This window comes from Flavimaricola marinus (assembly GCF_900184895.1).
In the GTDB taxonomy this organism is placed as follows: Bacteria; Pseudomonadota; Alphaproteobacteria; order Rhodobacterales; family Rhodobacteraceae; genus Flavimaricola; species Flavimaricola marinus.
Map to the genome: position 1 here is coordinate 1 of NZ_FXZK01000017.1, position 14316 is coordinate 14316.

General features: G+C 59.3%; 20 protein-coding genes and 1 pseudogene. 3 read left to right on the top strand and 18 right to left on the bottom strand.

The genetic code is table 11. From position 1 onward, the window contains the following. The 5 genes and pseudogenes from LOM8899_RS20995 to LOM8899_RS21015 all read right to left on the bottom strand — a co-directional run. Nucleotides 1-827 (bottom strand): annotated as a pseudogene (locus tag LOM8899_RS20995) (VirB4 family type IV secretion/conjugal transfer ATPase); the annotation flags it as partial. Then, nucleotides 817-1095: a VirB3 family type IV secretion system protein gene (locus LOM8899_RS21000; protein ID WP_035252740.1), complete on the bottom strand. Its 279-nt coding sequence runs from the start codon at nucleotides 1093-1095 to the stop codon at nucleotides 817-819. The gene LOM8899_RS21000 and the pseudogene LOM8899_RS20995, both read right to left, overlap by 11 nt. Further along, nucleotides 1088-1381 (bottom strand): TrbC/VirB2 family protein, encoded by a 294-nt coding sequence (locus LOM8899_RS21005; protein ID WP_093994218.1) that lies wholly within the window; start codon nucleotides 1379-1381, stop codon nucleotides 1088-1090. Before LOM8899_RS21005 ends, LOM8899_RS21000 begins: the two co-directional genes overlap by 8 nt. Further along, nucleotides 1378-1992, bottom strand: a complete 615-nt coding sequence (locus LOM8899_RS21010) for a lytic transglycosylase domain-containing protein (protein ID WP_093994219.1) — start codon at nucleotides 1990-1992, stop codon at nucleotides 1378-1380. Before LOM8899_RS21010 ends, LOM8899_RS21005 begins: the two co-directional genes overlap by 4 nt. A 43-nt stretch (nucleotides 1993-2035) precedes the next feature. After that, nucleotides 2036-2389 (bottom strand): hypothetical protein, encoded by a 354-nt coding sequence (locus LOM8899_RS21015; RefSeq protein WP_093994220.1) that lies wholly within the window; start codon nucleotides 2387-2389, stop codon nucleotides 2036-2038. A gap of 203 nt (nucleotides 2390-2592) precedes the next feature. Between LOM8899_RS21015 and LOM8899_RS21020 the strand changes: the two genes are divergently transcribed. The 3 genes from LOM8899_RS21020 (at nucleotide 2593) to LOM8899_RS21030 (ending at nucleotide 3631) form a co-directional block, all read left to right on the top strand. After that, on the top strand, nucleotides 2593-2853 hold the full coding sequence (locus tag LOM8899_RS21020) for a hypothetical protein (protein ID WP_093994221.1): 261 nt from the start codon (nucleotides 2593-2595) through the stop codon (nucleotides 2851-2853). Between the two features lie 124 nt (nucleotides 2854-2977). Continuing rightward, the gene (locus LOM8899_RS21025) at nucleotides 2978-3235 is read left to right on the top strand and encodes a helix-turn-helix domain-containing protein (protein WP_093994222.1); all 258 of its coding nucleotides are present in this window, start codon (nucleotides 2978-2980) and stop codon (nucleotides 3233-3235) included. Nucleotides 3236-3403: 168 nt separating this feature from the next. Beyond that, on the top strand, nucleotides 3404-3631 hold the full coding sequence (locus LOM8899_RS21030) for a hypothetical protein (protein ID WP_093994223.1): 228 nt from the start codon (nucleotides 3404-3406) through the stop codon (nucleotides 3629-3631). A 120-nt stretch (nucleotides 3632-3751) separates the two neighbouring features. Here LOM8899_RS21030 and LOM8899_RS21035 read toward each other — a convergent pair whose 3' ends face one another. From LOM8899_RS21035 to LOM8899_RS21090, 13 genes are all read right to left on the bottom strand, one after another. Further along, nucleotides 3752-4498 carry a hypothetical protein gene (locus LOM8899_RS21035; RefSeq protein ID WP_245820674.1) on the bottom strand — a complete coding sequence of 249 codons (747 nt, stop codon included), beginning with the start codon at nucleotides 4496-4498 and terminating at the stop codon, nucleotides 3752-3754. A gap of 192 nt (nucleotides 4499-4690) precedes the next feature. Continuing rightward, nucleotides 4691-5149, bottom strand: a complete 459-nt coding sequence (locus tag LOM8899_RS23275; RefSeq protein WP_133065084.1) for a hypothetical protein — start codon at nucleotides 5147-5149, stop codon at nucleotides 4691-4693. Between the two features lie 93 nt (nucleotides 5150-5242). Beyond that, nucleotides 5243-5473, bottom strand: a complete 231-nt coding sequence (locus LOM8899_RS21040; protein WP_093994224.1) for a DUF1858 domain-containing protein — start codon at nucleotides 5471-5473, stop codon at nucleotides 5243-5245. 227 nt (nucleotides 5474-5700) lie between these two features. Next, complete coding sequence (locus LOM8899_RS21045) at nucleotides 5701-6114, bottom strand: hypothetical protein (RefSeq protein ID WP_306456565.1); 414 nt, start codon at nucleotides 6112-6114, stop codon at nucleotides 5701-5703. After that, nucleotides 6111-6821 (bottom strand): ABC transporter ATP-binding protein, encoded by a 711-nt coding sequence (locus LOM8899_RS21050; protein WP_093994226.1) that lies wholly within the window; start codon nucleotides 6819-6821, stop codon nucleotides 6111-6113. The genes LOM8899_RS21045 and LOM8899_RS21050 overlap by 4 nt, the downstream gene beginning before the upstream one ends. 3 nt (nucleotides 6822-6824) lie before the next feature. Further along, entirely contained in the window at nucleotides 6825-7961 is a 1137-nt protein-coding gene (locus LOM8899_RS21055) for an ABC transporter permease (protein WP_093994227.1), read from the bottom strand. Further along, the gene (locus LOM8899_RS21060) at nucleotides 7958-9121 is read right to left on the bottom strand and encodes an efflux RND transporter periplasmic adaptor subunit (protein ID WP_072779860.1); all 1164 of its coding nucleotides are present in this window, start codon (nucleotides 9119-9121) and stop codon (nucleotides 7958-7960) included. The genes LOM8899_RS21055 and LOM8899_RS21060 overlap by 4 nt, the downstream gene beginning before the upstream one ends. Continuing rightward, a complete protein-coding gene (locus LOM8899_RS21065; RefSeq protein ID WP_072779861.1) occupies nucleotides 9118-9732 on the bottom strand; it encodes a TetR/AcrR family transcriptional regulator in 615 nt (204 codons plus the stop codon). Before LOM8899_RS21065 ends, LOM8899_RS21060 begins: the two co-directional genes overlap by 4 nt. A gap of 99 nt (nucleotides 9733-9831) precedes the next feature. Beyond that, complete coding sequence (gene hemN / locus LOM8899_RS21070) at nucleotides 9832-11181, bottom strand: oxygen-independent coproporphyrinogen III oxidase (RefSeq protein ID WP_093994228.1); 1350 nt, start codon at nucleotides 11179-11181, stop codon at nucleotides 9832-9834. A gap of 169 nt (nucleotides 11182-11350) precedes the next feature. Then, a complete protein-coding gene (locus LOM8899_RS21075; protein WP_093994229.1) occupies nucleotides 11351-11869 on the bottom strand; it encodes a DUF2478 domain-containing protein in 519 nt (172 codons plus the stop codon). A gap of 16 nt (nucleotides 11870-11885) precedes the next feature. After that, entirely contained in the window at nucleotides 11886-13163 is a 1278-nt protein-coding gene (locus LOM8899_RS21080; RefSeq protein ID WP_093994230.1) for a molybdopterin molybdotransferase MoeA, read from the bottom strand. Further along, nucleotides 13160-13777, bottom strand: a complete 618-nt coding sequence (locus LOM8899_RS21085) for a carbonic anhydrase (RefSeq protein ID WP_093994231.1) — start codon at nucleotides 13775-13777, stop codon at nucleotides 13160-13162. The genes LOM8899_RS21080 and LOM8899_RS21085 overlap by 4 nt, the downstream gene beginning before the upstream one ends. After that, a complete protein-coding gene (locus LOM8899_RS21090; RefSeq protein WP_245820687.1) occupies nucleotides 13767-14255 on the bottom strand; it encodes a hemerythrin domain-containing protein in 489 nt (162 codons plus the stop codon). The genes LOM8899_RS21085 and LOM8899_RS21090 overlap by 11 nt, the downstream gene beginning before the upstream one ends. Nucleotides 14256-14316 lie beyond the last annotated feature (61 nt).

A 14316-nucleotide genomic window follows, 5' to 3' on the forward strand; every position in this document is an offset into this window, starting at 1 on the left:
GAGTGCGTGACGATCATGTCGACAGGCAGGTTCAGCATGTCGAACATGGTGCAGGAGGTGGCCTCGGAGTATTCCCCGATGGTGAAGCTCTTGCCGTAGCGATGGCCGACGACGCCTTCGGAGAGCTCGAAGTGATCTCCTTGAAACGTCACTCGCGTGTTGGCCACGTTGAATGACAGAAAGCCGTAGGTGTTTGTCGGATAGAGCGGCAGTTCCTGACCTGTGTTGAGGGCTCCCAGAAACCCGATCAACTCGCCACTCTTGGCCGACAGGACGCGCGGATTCAGCTCCGTCAGGCCCGACACGAACACACTTACGGCCTCGCCCAAACGACGCAGACGCTTCTCGGTTGCTTCCTTCAGCCGGTCTGGCGCGCTGCGGTTCAGGAAGGGCAGGACGCTTTTGGGAGGCGGGCGATGAATAACGCTGAGCGTCAAGGTTTTGTCGCGCAGGCCACTGCTCTCGAGTTTCTTGCGCCAGAGCCGGTCCACTTCTCCAGCAAAACTGTCCTCGCGCACTGGCTCGAGGTCCGGCGTGATCGCCTTCGAGACCTTGTGGACGTAGTAGCTGAACTCCGGCCCCAGCTGCGCGATGATCCGGGCAAAAAGCGCCGTCACCTTGTCGAGATAGGCATCATCCGTCGTGTAGCTGTTGACCCCGTCGAGCCGAATGCACTGGAAGAGCTCGTTCACCCGCGTCCGTACGGTGCGGTCATCGACCAGGCTGACGTAAGGCAGCATATGCGCGAGGCGAGTTTCGCGGGCATACCAGTCGGGCGTCATCGTGCGGAGATCGAGCGTTTCGTCCAAGGCTGTATTAGGGTGCATAGCTGTCCCCGCCATGGATGGAACGGTTCCGCGTCGGTGGCGTCTCCTGCAACGCGGTCATCATCACGTCGATGAAGCGCGGGTCCCAGTCTGCGGCCTTCCAAAGCACGGGGTAGAGCAGGGCGGCCACGCCCAGCACCGCAATGTGCTGGATCCAGACAAAAAGCAGCACCGAGCCAAAGAGCCAGACCATCGCATACATGATGGGCAGGCCCAGAAGCTTCGGTGGGCGCACGAGACCCAGAAAGAGGGGCGATCGCTCAGCCACCGGCGAAGACCGCGGCAACGATGGTGGGAGCGGCGGCAACACCGGCGATGCCGACAAGAACCCAGAGCGCCTGTCGCAGATCGATGATGTTGAAGAACCAGCTCAAGAAAACGCCGAGCACGGCCAGCGTGGCGATGACAACGCCAAGCGGGCCGGTCAGCGCATCGACGATGCCTTGCAACAGGCTCTGAATCGGCGAGAGATCGATGCTTTGCGCAAGAGCCGGTTCTGCAATGAGCAGTAACAGCGCGAGTGAGGCAATAAACAGGTTGGATATGTGTTTCATGAATTTGTTCCTTCCAATCGGGCCACGACGGCCATGACTCGGGCCACGTGGTTCTGGGTTTCTCGGTAGGGGGGAATGCCGCCGTATTGGCGCACTGCATCCTGTCCGGCGTTGTAGGCAGCCAGCGCCAGACGCGGATCGCCGAATGTCTCCAGCATCATCGCGAGGTAGCGGGCGGAGCCGTCGAGGTTCTGAAGCGGATCGCGTGGATCGACACCGAGATCGCGGGCGGTTGCTGGCATCAATTGACCAAGGCCAATGGCGCCAGCGCTCGAGACCGCATCCTGCCGATAGGCGCTCTCGACTTCGATATTGGCACGGTAGAGCGTCAGCCAATCACGAACCGAGAGATCCGTGCGGCGCAGCCCGGGATGACTGGCATAGCGGAGGGCGGTGGCCTCGATGGCCGAGAGAACTTCGGCACGGGGCAGGGGAGCGGGCCGCGAGAGGGCTGCCATCTGGATTTCGTCTGGCTTAACGTCAATCTCACCGAGGATCGCCAGCTCATCAGCAGCGGACCCCTGGCCAATGCCGTCATTGTAATTGCGGGCAAAGCTGTCCTGGGAGCGGGACGGGGTCAGAGAGCCATCGCTCTCCATGACCAGTACCATTTGCGCTGTGGCGGGACCTGCGAGATACCAGAAAAGGAGAAGGCTACTTGCTGCCGCCCTTGTCGGTTGTAGCCAGTTTGTGCGTTGTCCGCTGGCCTTCCTCGAGCGGGACATCGGCATGGGAGAAGCCGATCCCGATAAGGAAGGAGACCACGCCCGTAATGGTCTTGAACTCGCGGATCTTGATGTCGTTATAGGTCGTTCGGGTACGGGCTGTGACCAGCAACTTTTCCACGCCCTCGTCAGAGACCACACGCATGATCCAGACCCCGTAATAGCTGGGGCCCTTCTTATGTGCCGACTCCTGACACAGGATTTCAGCGCTATAGCCACTTTCCACGAGTTCGCGGAAACGTGCTTCCGTAACCACATTTGGTGCTTCGATGTCCCAGTTCATGGCCCGGCTCACGCTTTCTTCAAACACGCAACATCCGGGCATTCCCACTTGAAGCCCAGAGTTACGATAGTATATTATTAACCGCAAGATATAATGCGGCAGATACGGCTGTATCTCAGTTACTCAAACTCTAGGCACGGCCATTGGCGTCTATCAAGGAAAATAGGGGTTTCAGAAACCTGCGGTTGAGCCGGTGGGTGACGATGCAGGCTGTGGCATTGCTGATGCTCGTTCCGGTCGCAAGCCAAGCCGGATCCTGTCTTGCCCCGGTCCGGCCTTTTGTCCCAAGCGATTCGCAAGCGGCCCGGGATTATGCCGACATCATCCGCAAGGACTTCGAGGTCTACATCGCGGACATTCAGGACTACTTCCGCTGCCTCGAGCTGGAGCGTGCGCGGGCCTTCGAAGAAGCCCGCGAAGTCAGTCAGGACTACGGGCGGTTTCTGGAACTGGTGGGGGATTGATGGGCCACTGGGCATGCATCAGACTTGCATCCCTTGGAAACCAGACGCCGATAACACCCTCAAATATCTACTTTTTAGATAACAGATTTCATCCGCTAGCGACGTCACAAAAGGTATGTGACGCGTGTCGAAAACAATCTGGAGTACCGGGCATCTGGCCCTTTGTCAGTCTTTGGTCGAGGCCCGAAAACACGCGGGTCTGGGGCAGAAAGACTTGGCGGACAGGCTCGACTGTCATCAGTCTCTCGTGGCGCGCATTGAAAGTGGCCAGCGACGGATCGACGTTGTCGAGTTCATCGTATTGTCCCGGGCGCTTGGCTTCGACTTATCGGAGGTTCTGGCGATCGTCGAAGCCGCCACGGAGCCCGACCACAAGATTTGAAAACAATGCAATTCTGGGGCGTTCTGCTTTGGATGTCCCCGCGTGAGATCAGCTACCTCAATGAAGAGCAGTTAGCCAACATCCACCACGTGCGGCCTGCGGCGCGAGTGAGCGCCTTATGACACCATGCCGCAAATTCAGCGCCACAGTGCAGGAAGTCAGTAAACAGTGAACGATGATAAAGGTGAGGGCGTCGCGATCGCCAATCTGATCGGGACCGATGGGTGCAGCGTTGTTGGTTGGGTTTATCGCTGGACTACAGGCGCGCATGCGGTGATGTGGGACGTCCACGGGCCCCAACCGGTGTCGGAAATCCGGCCGGATCTCACTGCGGAACAGAAACAGGAAATTGACTTCGACGCGCTCACGCGGATCGGAAGAGACGAGGGCGGGTGAGGACAGAGAGCCCGCAGTGGTTGCCGAAACGCCAAATAGCCTGTGGACCGCGATGCGTAAGCGGTGCCGTCGTACAATTCAAAGGAGCCGGGTTCCGTGGCCAGCCAATGCAGCGGTAGGTCAGTAGTTTACCTGCTCAAACCCATAATTGCCCTCATAGTCACGCCAATCGACGAACACGGAACGGTGATAGATGCCGGGGCAATTCTGGCCCCAGCGTTCGAGACCGACATGGTCGGCTGGTAGGGCGGCTATGGAAGACCTCTGCCAGGCGAAGTCACCTTGGATGCCATAAGTGCCGAGGACCACGGTGGCGCTACGGTTGCAGTCACCATCACGACCGGATTCGTGCTGTCGGGCATACCGGACATCAAAGACTCGGATGGATCGTACGAAGTTGAATTCAGGTCCGCTAATGTCGATGTCCGCGCGGTCCTGAACAAGCCGAAGGGCCCGATCGGCGCGAACAAGGTCATCTGGGGCTTCTGGAGTGCGCCATGCAGCCTCAATTGGGTCAGCGGCATCGCGCGCTGGAAAGGATTGTCGCGGTCCAGTGTTGTTGTTCTGGAAGAACGCTTCAAAGATGCGTTCTGCACTGCTTGGTGCTGGGGCAGTCTCATAGGAAACACCCATAGGACAGCGCCAGATTTGTAGCGGCGGTTCCACCGGCCATGGCGTAATGCGTCGGATGAATTCGGCGCGAGCTCTGGCGCATGGCACGGAAGCAGGCCAACCGCCTGACAGGCACAAGAGGATCGCGCAATCGATCGGGTAGGTCTGCGCGCGGGCGGCCATCGGCAGCGGAAGACCCGCCACAGCCAAAGCGACTGCGAACGAGGGGAGGAGTTTCTTGAGTAGATGACGCATGCTGAGGGCCCTTTGCAACAAGGCTCAGCATACATACGATAATATACTACCGCAACAATAAGTATAAATACGCGTAAGGCTTATTATGTTCATTCTAATTCAAATGGACCGTTCTGGACTACGTCTACCGTCGCACATCAAACGGCAACTCTGGCTCCCGAAGCACAGGCCCGCAAACTGCGGATTGTAACGCTATGGTCTCCGACTGAGCCAGTCAAACTCAGTGTCACCGACACAGTTAATGATTGTCCATAATCTGATTGTGGTATTTGTCGCCGCAGTGCCATACGCTTCTCTATCGAGCACTGAAAGCGTAATTGCGTATGAAGGATACTCAAAGGATATTGCATGTAGAGACCACCGATTGACGGTCACACAGATTAGTTTTTCAATAGAAGAACAATCGAAGGTGAACGGGTAGAGAAATCCGGTCTGAGGTTCATACTCAATAGTTGCGGTTGCATCAGTCATTGTGAGTGTTGCCATCAACTGTGGGCCAGCTCGTTCCTGAAGCTCCAACCGACAAACCGTGTCGGCAAGCAATGGCCCAGCACTAGCTACAAGTGCAAAGATCAGAATGCTAGTTTTTGTCACGCCCAAGATCTTTCCTTTTTGCGAAATTCTTGCATCGCCATTTACCTTGCGCCTCATTGAAGCAGAGCCTTAGTCTGCATTTACCTGACTCGTCATGTTTCAAAGTCTTGCCACGATTATTCCAAGCAGTTCGAGGCCTCGGTGACGTGGTTAGATTTCTGGCGTTTTCTGACACCCCATACATTTGCGAAGGTCAGCCTTAAAAAGTGCATCGTCAACGCCATGTTCTTTGCTGGCGTCTTCGACCGTGTGAAAAGAACTCACCATGCAACCGACGCACAACATTTTATACTTAATGAAAACTGGAATTGTTTGCGGCCATTGCGTCATCAGCGCGCATAGCGAGAGATCATTCAGGTCGTCACATTTGGGCCTTTGCATATCAGCCTCACGAGTGCCTAAACTTTCATCCTAACGGAGTCGGTCGCAGCGTCTTTGCGCTAGCACAAACTCGCTGTCACAAGCATATTTCAAACCTTAGCTCGGAAGATGCGGGTGTTCCCGCCGTAGCTTTAGCATTCCCAAGATCGATTGCGCTTTTGCAGCAACATGCATGGAGCCAGTTCACCTAACACCGGGCTCCAAGCGTTGAAGCGAATGAACTTAATTCACTCTGCGATGTGTTGTTTAGCAAGAATGGTCCTGCCTGCGATGATGGCAATGGCCACCCAAACGATGAGGCGCAAGGTCATCGCGCCCACCGTGCGCATCTCGAAGGCTCCACCCCCATAGATGTGCAGACCAAAAAGTGCGAACACAGCCGCGATCGAGACAGCTATTGTGATAGCGATCCAAACCGCCCAGCGACGCAACATCGCTATCCCAACACCAGCCAGAACATAGACAAACCCCGATAGAAAATTGAACCACAATACGAAGTAAACCGCGTTGCCAGCTGCTGCCTGCGCAGCTTCACCACCGAAAAGCACTCTGCCACCGGACAGTATGGTCAGAACTCCAAAGACAATGGCGACGCCTGCAGCAGTTTTCATTGGCCAATTTCTGTTTGAAAGGTTCTTCACGACACTTCCTCCTCTTGATCTTCCAGAACCCCATCGCGCAGGTGAAACAACCGGTCGAAGCGGTCATAGATCTTTTCGTCATGGGTGACAGCGACAATGCAGGCATCCTGTTCGGCAGCCAGTTTGCGCAACAGATCCATCACGATCCCCGCGCGTTTGCTGTCCAGCGCCGCCGTTGGCTCGTCCGCCAGAATGATGCGCGGGCTGTTCGCGAGGGCACGTGCGATGGCCACGCGTTGCGCTTCACCTCCCGACAGAAGTGCCGGCATGGCGTCCTTGCGATGGCCTACTTCAAGATAATCGAGCAACTCCACAGCCCGCTCTTGAGCCTCCGCAGACGATCGACCCGCCAGCGTCAACACCAAGGCGACATTGTCACAGGCGTTGAGAAACGGAAGCAGGTTATGGAACTGAAAGATGAAGCCGATCTTGTCGAGCCGCAGGCGGCGCAGATCGCCGCGCAGGGCGCGGTTGTCATAGACCAGTTCGCCGTCCAGCGTCACCCGGCCTACGGTCGGCGCGATAATGCAGCCGATGACGTTGAGCAGTGTGGTCTTGCCCGAACCCGATGGGCCCAGCAGGGCGACCACCTCGCCACGGCGTACGGTCAGGCCAATGTCGCGCAGCGCATCGACGCGCGCCTCGCCCTCGCCAAAATGCTTGGAGACGCCGGCGATCTCGATCAGGGGCTGGCGCGCGTCATCCATTGTTCAGCCTCCGATCGCTGTTGCCGGATCGACCTTCAGCGCTGCGCGGACACCAAGCCCGCTGGCGACGATACAAACCACGATGATAATCCCGCCGAGTGCCGCCGCATTCACCGGCTCCAGCACGACGCGGCGGGGGAAGTAGTCCTTGACCAGCAGGATCAGGATCAGGCCGAAACTCCAGCCAACCATACCCAGGGCTAACGATTGTTGCACGATCAGGCTGACGATGGTGCGATCGGGCGCGCCGATCAGCTTCAAGGTGGCAATCTGTTTGAGTTTTTCCATCGTCATCGTGTAGATGATCAGCGCGATCACCACGGCCGAGACCGTCAGCAGAATACCGAGGAACAGGCCGATCTGCCGCTTGGCGCGGTCCACGACCGACCCGATCAGGATCGCCTCCTGCTCTGCCTGCGTCAGCGCGCCGAGGTGCTTCCACTGACGAACAGTGGTGGCGACACCCTGCGGATCGGCCGCGGGTTCGAGCCGGGCGATGACCGCCGCAACGGTGTCGGCGCTTTCCAGCAGGCCGGCACCCCGCGCGGTCTGGACTCGCTGGGCTGGCGGGGCAAGTTGCGATTGCAGGGTTTGCGCATCGACGAGTGTGATGAACGCGGCAGGGTCGCCGCCCGAATTCATCGTATCCTCGACGAGGCCAACGACAGCAAAGCTGTTGCGGCCGAGGCGGATGCGGTCGCCGACCACAAGCCCGGTCTGCCGGTCGGCCACTAGTTCGAAATGGGTCTGCGTGATACCGCGCCCCTCGGCAATTGCCTGCGGCCCGCCGGGGCGCCCTGGCTCATAGCCGATGACATACAGGCGCAGTGTGTCGCCCGCATGGCGCGCCTCGACGGTCTGGTAGGTGATGCTGCCCGCTTCTGCCACGCCATGCAGCCGGGCGACGGCATCACGCGTGCTGCCGGGGATCTTTGAGGCCTCCGCAAATGGGCCTTGCGTGCCCGATTCCACCACCCAAAGATCGGCTTGCGGTGCCTTCACGATATTTAATGCGTCGGCGACCAGACCATTGTAGATCCCGATCATCGCCAGCACGACCGCCATCAGCAGACTGAGGCCAAGACAGGTCAGCACAAATCGAAACAGGTTGTGACGCACATCGCGGTAGGCGAGGTTCATGATGCCCCTCCCCCCAAGACACGCGCCATCCGCCCTTCGGACAGGCCTTTCGCGGGAGCCGAGACCACCTGGTCACCCTCGGCCAGTCCGCTCACGATCTCCAGCCGTGCGTCTTCCGTGCGGTGGCCGAACACCGCAGAAACCTCGGTCAGTTTCTCGTCCCGCACCACCCAGACGCGGCCCTGGTGCCCATCGAAACCGCTGACGGCAATCTCGGGCACAAGGAAGGCTTCGGTCAGAAGAGCGACGGTGATCCTGACTTCGGCCTGTTCTCCCAGATAGACTTGCGGCGGACAGCGGTCGCAGGCGATCCAGACGCGCCGCTCCTCGTTGACGCGATCACTCTCGATACCGATCCGCGCCACCGTGCCGCTAAAGACCTCGTGTGGCAGCGACCGCAGCCGAACTTCTGCCGACTGGCCCAAGGCAATGGCACCGGCACGCGCTTCGTCGACATAAGCCAGTGTCCAAACGGTTGTGGGGTCCATCAGCGTGAAAATCGGCTCGCCCGCACGCACGACCGTGCCCGCCTCGACATGTCGATCAACGACAATCGCGTCGAAGGGTGCCCTCAGAACATGATGATCGAGGAGCGCTTGCTCGTAGCGCAATGCAGCTTCGGCATCGGCACGTTGTGCCAGCGCGACCGCGATATCGCTTTCGGCCACGGCAAGCTCCGCGGCCGCGACGTCCACGTCGCGCTGCGCTTCCTCCGCTCTTTGCGCAGAGATCGTGTTGCGGACGGCCAAGGCTTGTTGACGGGTATTGGTCGCCTCACGCTGTGCAAGAACGGCACGTGCACGCACGACGTTCGCGCGGGTTCGTCCAAGTGTCGCGTCCGCCGCTTCGGCGGATGCGGCGGCACGTGCCACCCGGGCCTCCTGTTCGGCGGCGTGCAGTCGCGCCAGTATCTGACCCCGCGCAACGGCATCGCCATTATCGACCTCCAGACCGGTCAAGGCGGCGCCAACCTCGAACCCGATCCGGGAAACGATGCGCGCCTCCACCGTGCCAAGTCCGTAGATCCGGACCGGAACATCCCGATCGATGGTGACCACCTGCACCGCGATGGGGCGTTCGGTCAGAAAGAACCAACCGGCCATGACGATCAATGCGATGACGGCAATGGCAACGAGGCTTCGGCGTGTTCTGCGTTTCATGAGCTTGGCTCCCCGTCTGGGGCGCCCCGAAACAGGCGCATCTGCGCGTCGAGAAGTCGCTCGCCCTCTGTCGCAAGCGGGAACGAGCGGTCGCCGAGTGACCAACGCAGCGCCATCCCCTGAATCAGCGAAATCAACAGGACCGCGGCATCTTCCGGGACAAGATCGGAGCGAACGCGCCCCGTATCACGGGCGCGGGTGAGCTCTGCCTGCAGCAGTCCCTGAAACCGCGTCATCAGTACGCGGAAACTCTGCCGCAGATCGCTGTTTTCGGTTTGCAATTCGTGTGAATGCAGGATCGCGGGGATCGCGGGATTGGCTTCTATCTGGCGAAATTGAACGAGAACGAGCGCGACCAGCTGTCGATCCGGCTCACGCTCTTTCGCCAGTGCTCCCTGCCATGCGTTTGTCATCCTTTCAGTGATGACCTCTGCCACCGCCTGCCAAAGGGCCTGTTTCGTCGGGAAATGTCGGAAGATCGCGGGTTGGGTCAGCCCAACGGCATCCGCGACTGCCTGGGTCGTAAGCCGGTCCGGCCCAAGCTCATCAGCCAACCTCAGGGCGGTTGCAACGATCTCTGCCTTGCGATCATCGGCGGATTTGCGCGGCATTTCTGTTGTCCTAGTTAGTTATCTATTACTAACTAATATCTCTCCTTTCGTTCTTCAAGTGCCGTTCTGCGGCCCCCCGCCCGGAGGACCTGACGTTCATCAGACCGCCACTGCATGCCGCGCGATATTGGTCGCAAGATAGGCATCAAAGACTGCTGCAACCACTCGCACAACCGGCGCGCCTTCCTTGGTCATAGAGATCCGGCCAGCACGGCGCGCAATCAGTCCGTCCGCTTCGAGCGTGGCCAATTCCTGCTCATGGATGTGATACCAATTCTGCGAGACACCGGCCCGCAGGGCCGCCGCATCAAGATCAACTTCGCCGGTACACATCAGCCGGTCGATCACATGGCCCCGCAAAGTATCATCCTGGCTCAGGGCGACGCCCTTGGCGACCGGCAAAACACCGGCGTCGATGGACCGTGCCCAAGCCCCGGTTTCCGACAGGTTCTGCACATATCCCGAAGGGGTGCGACCGATGGATGTCGATCCAACCCCGAGCATGGTTTCGGCACGATCCGTGGTATAGCCTTGGAAATTGCGCCGCAGGGTGCCTGCCTTGGCGGCTTTCGCCATGGAATCGTTTGGAAGTGCGAAGTGATCCAGTCCGATGGCGACGTACCCCGCCTCGACCAGCGCGCTGGCGGCCGATTGTGATTGTCGAAGCCGTTCTGCGCTCCCCGGCAGCGCGGTTTCATCGATCAGTCGCTGTTTCTTGGCCATCCAAGGCACATGTGCATAGCCGAAGAGCGCAATCCGGTCCGGGCGCATGTCGATGCAGAGGCGGATCGTTTCCAGCAGCGTGGCGACAGTCTGGTGCGGCAGGCCGTAGATCAAATCGAAGTTGATGCCCGCCACCCCTGCCAGGCGCAACTCTTCGACCGAATGGCGCACCATTTCGGGTGGCTGGACGCGATTAATGGCTTTCTGAACCTTCGGATCGAATTCCTGCACGCCGAAACTGGCGCGGGTGAAGCCCAACTGTCCGATCCGCCGGATCATTTCATCCGTGAGCGTGCGCGGATCGCTCTCGATGGCAAGTTCGGCGTCAGCGGTGATGTCGAAATTGTCCCGGACGCTCTGCATCGCGCGCTCCAGATCATCCGGCACCAGCGCCGTCGGTGTCCCCCCACCCCAATGCAAATGAGAAATCGACATGCGGTCCGGCAATTGTTTGGCCAGAAGACGGATTTCCTGGTTGAGCGTCTGCGCGTATTGCGCGACAGGCGCATCTTTTCGGGCCAACTTCATGTTGCACCCGCAATACCAGCAAAGCTCGCGGCAATAGGGAACGTGCAAATAGAGAGATACGGGTTCCTTTGGAGAGAGCGAGGAGAGCCAGTTGGCGTAATCCGCTGGCCTTACCGCCTTGGAGAAGTGCGGGGCAGTCGGATAACTCGTGTAGCGCGGTACATTGCGGCTCATGTAGGTTTTCAGCGTGTCCGTCATTGATGTTCCGATCTGCTCCGATCATGCCCCGACTTGATTCCGGGAAAAAATGTCGCGCGATTGTTGCCTGTCTTCCAAAAGCCATTTCAATCAGCTCATGTTCTGATCATTCTCACCGACAACCCTTGATCCGTCCTTGACCGAGATCACAGATGCGGCGTGAAAGGTCTCAGGCCACATCCCGTTCCTTGTTCAACACAGTTTGTAGCCAACGGACCAAGTCCTCCAGGGAAGGCTCGAGCTCTGTTGCTTCAGGGCCCACGAAGTCTTGAAAGGCCTCCAAGTTTAATGCGTTGACCCCAACAAGAACGGGCATATCGCGCGCAATGGCCTCTGCGATCACCGAACGGAACCCCCGACCATCGGCCTCATGCTTTCCGAACTTGTTCACGATCAGCAGCTCCGGGGTGGCCTCAAGCCCTGTCTCGACCAGTCCAACAGCCGTTTCGAGAGTGGCAGGGTCCAGTCGGCATCCCCTCGCCCCGGCCCCGAGGTTCTGGGAAATTCGCAACACAGGCCCATCCGGGAGCACCTTGACATCCATGTCGCACGGATGCGCGCCACAATCCGTGTTGATCTGAACCGTGCCGCATGTTCGATACCCGTCAGACGCGAGGTGTTGCGCCAAAGTGAAAAGCAACTGATCGGTATCACCGCGCCCAGGGCCCATCGTATAAGCAATCTTCATGGTCTTTCTTCCTTTATCAATCACGGAAGGGCTGGAACTCGACCAGCGCACCTTCCGGCAGAACTTCAACTTCCGACGGAATCAAAATGACGCCATCTGCTGCGGGAAGCCGCGCCACGCGGCCGGAATGGGTGGTCTTGTCAAAGCGGACGATCTCACGGCCTGTGCTGTCGAAACCTGAGATTTCCGCGAGCCGCACTTCGCATCGCCCGTAGCTGTGGCGCAACTCCTGTGACAGCACCACATGACGGCGGTCGGGCGATGACGCGCTGTTCCCGGCAAGGGACTGGCAAAGCACCGTTCCGAAAAGCTGCCAGGTGACGAATGCGGAGAGCGGATTGCCTGGCAGCCCCAGCCAATGCGCCTGTCCCAAACGACCGTACGAGACCGGCTTGCCGGGTTTTATCGCAACGCCGCTGAACACCATATCCAGACCAAGATCACTCAAGGCGGGTTTGACATGATCTTCCTCACCCACCGATATCCCGCCGGTGGTGACGATCAGGTCGACCTCGTCGGCAAGCGCGCTGAGCTGCTGCCGCAGAGCTGCGCGATTGTCCCGAAACCCCAGGACATCGACCAATTCGATCTCCGGAGCAGGGATCAGAGCGCTTAGCATCGGCGTATTCACATCCCAGATGCCGCCAGAGCTCAATGTCCGGCCGGGGGAATTCACTTCATCACCGGTGACAACAAGCGCAACCCGAAGCCGACGGCGCACGCAAACGGTTGCCCGCCCTGCTGCCGCGCAGGCTGCGATATCACGCCCCGTCAGGGTGCGGCCCGCAGGGACAACCATGTCGCCCGCCGCCATGTCCTCGCCCTTGCGCCGGACATGCGCGCCTGCCAGAATCTCATGCGAAACGATAATGGTGTTTTCTGTGCGTCGGACGTTTTCCTGCATCACGACCGCATCCGCACCATCGGGCATCAGAGCGCCAGTAAAGATCTGTGCTGCCGCGCCCATCGGCAGCGGTTCCGAGCCGCGCTGCCCTGCCGGAATGCGGGTGACAACGGGAAGCCGCCACGGTCCCGGCCCGACCAGGCAGGCCGTGTTCAGCGCAAACCCGTCCATCGCGGCATTGTCAAACGGGGGTGCGGCCGCGATTGCAGCAATAGGTTCGGCCAGAGTTCGGCCACGCGCCCCGGCAAGCGCCACCTCTTCGGACTCCCGAACGTGTCCCGCGTTCCGCAAAATCTGCGCAACCGCTTCATCGATTGATATCAAATCCCCCGGATGATCAGCAGTGCCGCATCCGCACCCCTGCTCTTCGATCCTCGTGAGAACAGTCATTTTGCAGCCTCCTGTTGGAAATGCCCCGGGCCCACAGTGCTGTCGAGATCGCGCAACCGCCCGTCCTTCAGGCCATAGATGAGCCCGTGAATGCGGATGTTGGCTTTTGCGCGCCAAGCTCTCTGCATGATCGGCGTTTCCGCAACACGCCGAACCCCTTCGATGACGTTGAATTCGGCCAGCCTGTCTTGCTTTGCTTCCGCGCAATCCTCCCGCGCGAGGTCCACGGCGTAGGCGCGGGCCAGGCGGCGGATCGGCTCCAACCAATGAACGGCCAGGCCATGCGGTAGGTCCTCCGTGGCGGCCTTCACGCCGCCGCAGCCATAATGGCCACAGACAATGATCTCGCGAACACGCAACGCATCGACGGCAAACTCAAGCGCCGAAAGCATGTTCATGTCGCTCGAGTGGATCACATTGGCCACATTGCGATGGACAAACACTTCGCCGGGATCCAGCCCGGCGACGACATTGGCAGGCACTCTGCTGTCAGAGCAGCCGATCCAGAAGAACTCGGGCGATTGCTGTTGTGCCAGCCTCGGGAAGTAACCCGGCTCCTCGGCATTGATCGTGTCAGACCACCGGGCATTCCGCTCCAGAAGATCAGCCAGCATGTTCCGCTCCTTGTTCGGTTGCCTGTCCACGGCGCTCCAACATATGCGCGCGCATCTTTTCGAGATCTGCTTTGGTCAGCCGCGCGCGGGCTAGCGGAAGGAGGATGGCATTCTCGAGGATCAGATGGCGCCGCGCATGCGTGGCGAAGTCCGACATCTTGGCGCAGTCCGTTTCGGACAACGGCTTTTTGCGATCCGCTTGGGCCACGATCAACGCGGCAATAGCCGGGGAATCGCCAATCGCATGGCGGTGATCGGCTTGCAGACGCGTGATCATCTTGTCAATTTCCTCGTCCGGATCGCATCGTTCCAGCATCAAGGGAAAGAGGTCACTCTCCTCGTCCGCAAGATGCTTTGGCAAATCGTCGATCAGGAATGTGCGCATCATTGCGATGTCTTCGTGATCGACCGGTTCTCCCTCCACCATGCGATCGATCAGGGTGCAGACTTCCCGCTCACGCAGGTGGTCTTCGGCCATGAAATCCAATGGATTCTCTAGCGTCCCAAGGCGATGTGTTGCGCTGCGTGCCGTGTTCAGA

What these genes read in the sequence shown, in the direction of transcription:
- LOM8899_RS21020 (WP_093994221.1), top strand. Translation starts at nt 2,593, where the DNA reads ATGCAGGCTGTGGCATTGCTGATGCTCGTTCCGGTCGCAAGCCAAGCC.
- LOM8899_RS23275 (WP_133065084.1), bottom strand. Translation starts at nt 5,149, where the DNA reads ATGAGGCGCAAGGTAAATGGCGATGCAAGAATTTCGCAAAAAGGAAAG.
- LOM8899_RS21080 (WP_093994230.1), bottom strand. Translation starts at nt 13,163, where the DNA reads ATGACTGTTCTCACGAGGATCGAAGAGCAGGGGTGCGGATGCGGCACT.
- LOM8899_RS21085 (WP_093994231.1), bottom strand. Translation starts at nt 13,777, where the DNA reads ATGCTGGCTGATCTTCTGGAGCGGAATGCCCGGTGGTCTGACACGATC.
- LOM8899_RS21040 (WP_093994224.1), bottom strand. Translation starts at nt 5,473, where the DNA reads ATGCAAAGGCCCAAATGTGACGACCTGAATGATCTCTCGCTATGCGCG.
- hemN (WP_093994228.1), bottom strand. Translation starts at nt 11,181, where the DNA reads ATGACGGACACGCTGAAAACCTACATGAGCCGCAATGTACCGCGCTAC.
- LOM8899_RS21060 (WP_072779860.1), bottom strand. Translation starts at nt 9,121, where the DNA reads ATGAAACGCAGAACACGCCGAAGCCTCGTTGCCATTGCCGTCATCGCA.
- LOM8899_RS21050 (WP_093994226.1), bottom strand. Translation starts at nt 6,821, where the DNA reads ATGGATGACGCGCGCCAGCCCCTGATCGAGATCGCCGGCGTCTCCAAG.
- LOM8899_RS21075 (WP_093994229.1), bottom strand. Translation starts at nt 11,869, where the DNA reads ATGAAGATTGCTTATACGATGGGCCCTGGGCGCGGTGATACCGATCAG.
- LOM8899_RS21035 (WP_245820674.1), bottom strand. Translation starts at nt 4,498, where the DNA reads ATGCGTCATCTACTCAAGAAACTCCTCCCCTCGTTCGCAGTCGCTTTG.
- LOM8899_RS21010 (WP_093994219.1), bottom strand. Translation starts at nt 1,992, where the DNA reads ATGGTACTGGTCATGGAGAGCGATGGCTCTCTGACCCCGTCCCGCTCC.
- LOM8899_RS21015 (WP_093994220.1), bottom strand. Translation starts at nt 2,389, where the DNA reads ATGAACTGGGACATCGAAGCACCAAATGTGGTTACGGAAGCACGTTTC.
- LOM8899_RS21005 (WP_093994218.1), bottom strand. Translation starts at nt 1,381, where the DNA reads ATGAAACACATATCCAACCTGTTTATTGCCTCACTCGCGCTGTTACTG.
- LOM8899_RS21055 (WP_093994227.1), bottom strand. Translation starts at nt 7,961, where the DNA reads ATGAACCTCGCCTACCGCGATGTGCGTCACAACCTGTTTCGATTTGTG.
- LOM8899_RS21090 (WP_245820687.1), bottom strand. Translation starts at nt 14,255, where the DNA reads ATGGCCGAAGACCACCTGCGTGAGCGGGAAGTCTGCACCCTGATCGAT.
- LOM8899_RS21065 (WP_072779861.1), bottom strand. Translation starts at nt 9,732, where the DNA reads ATGCCGCGCAAATCCGCCGATGATCGCAAGGCAGAGATCGTTGCAACC.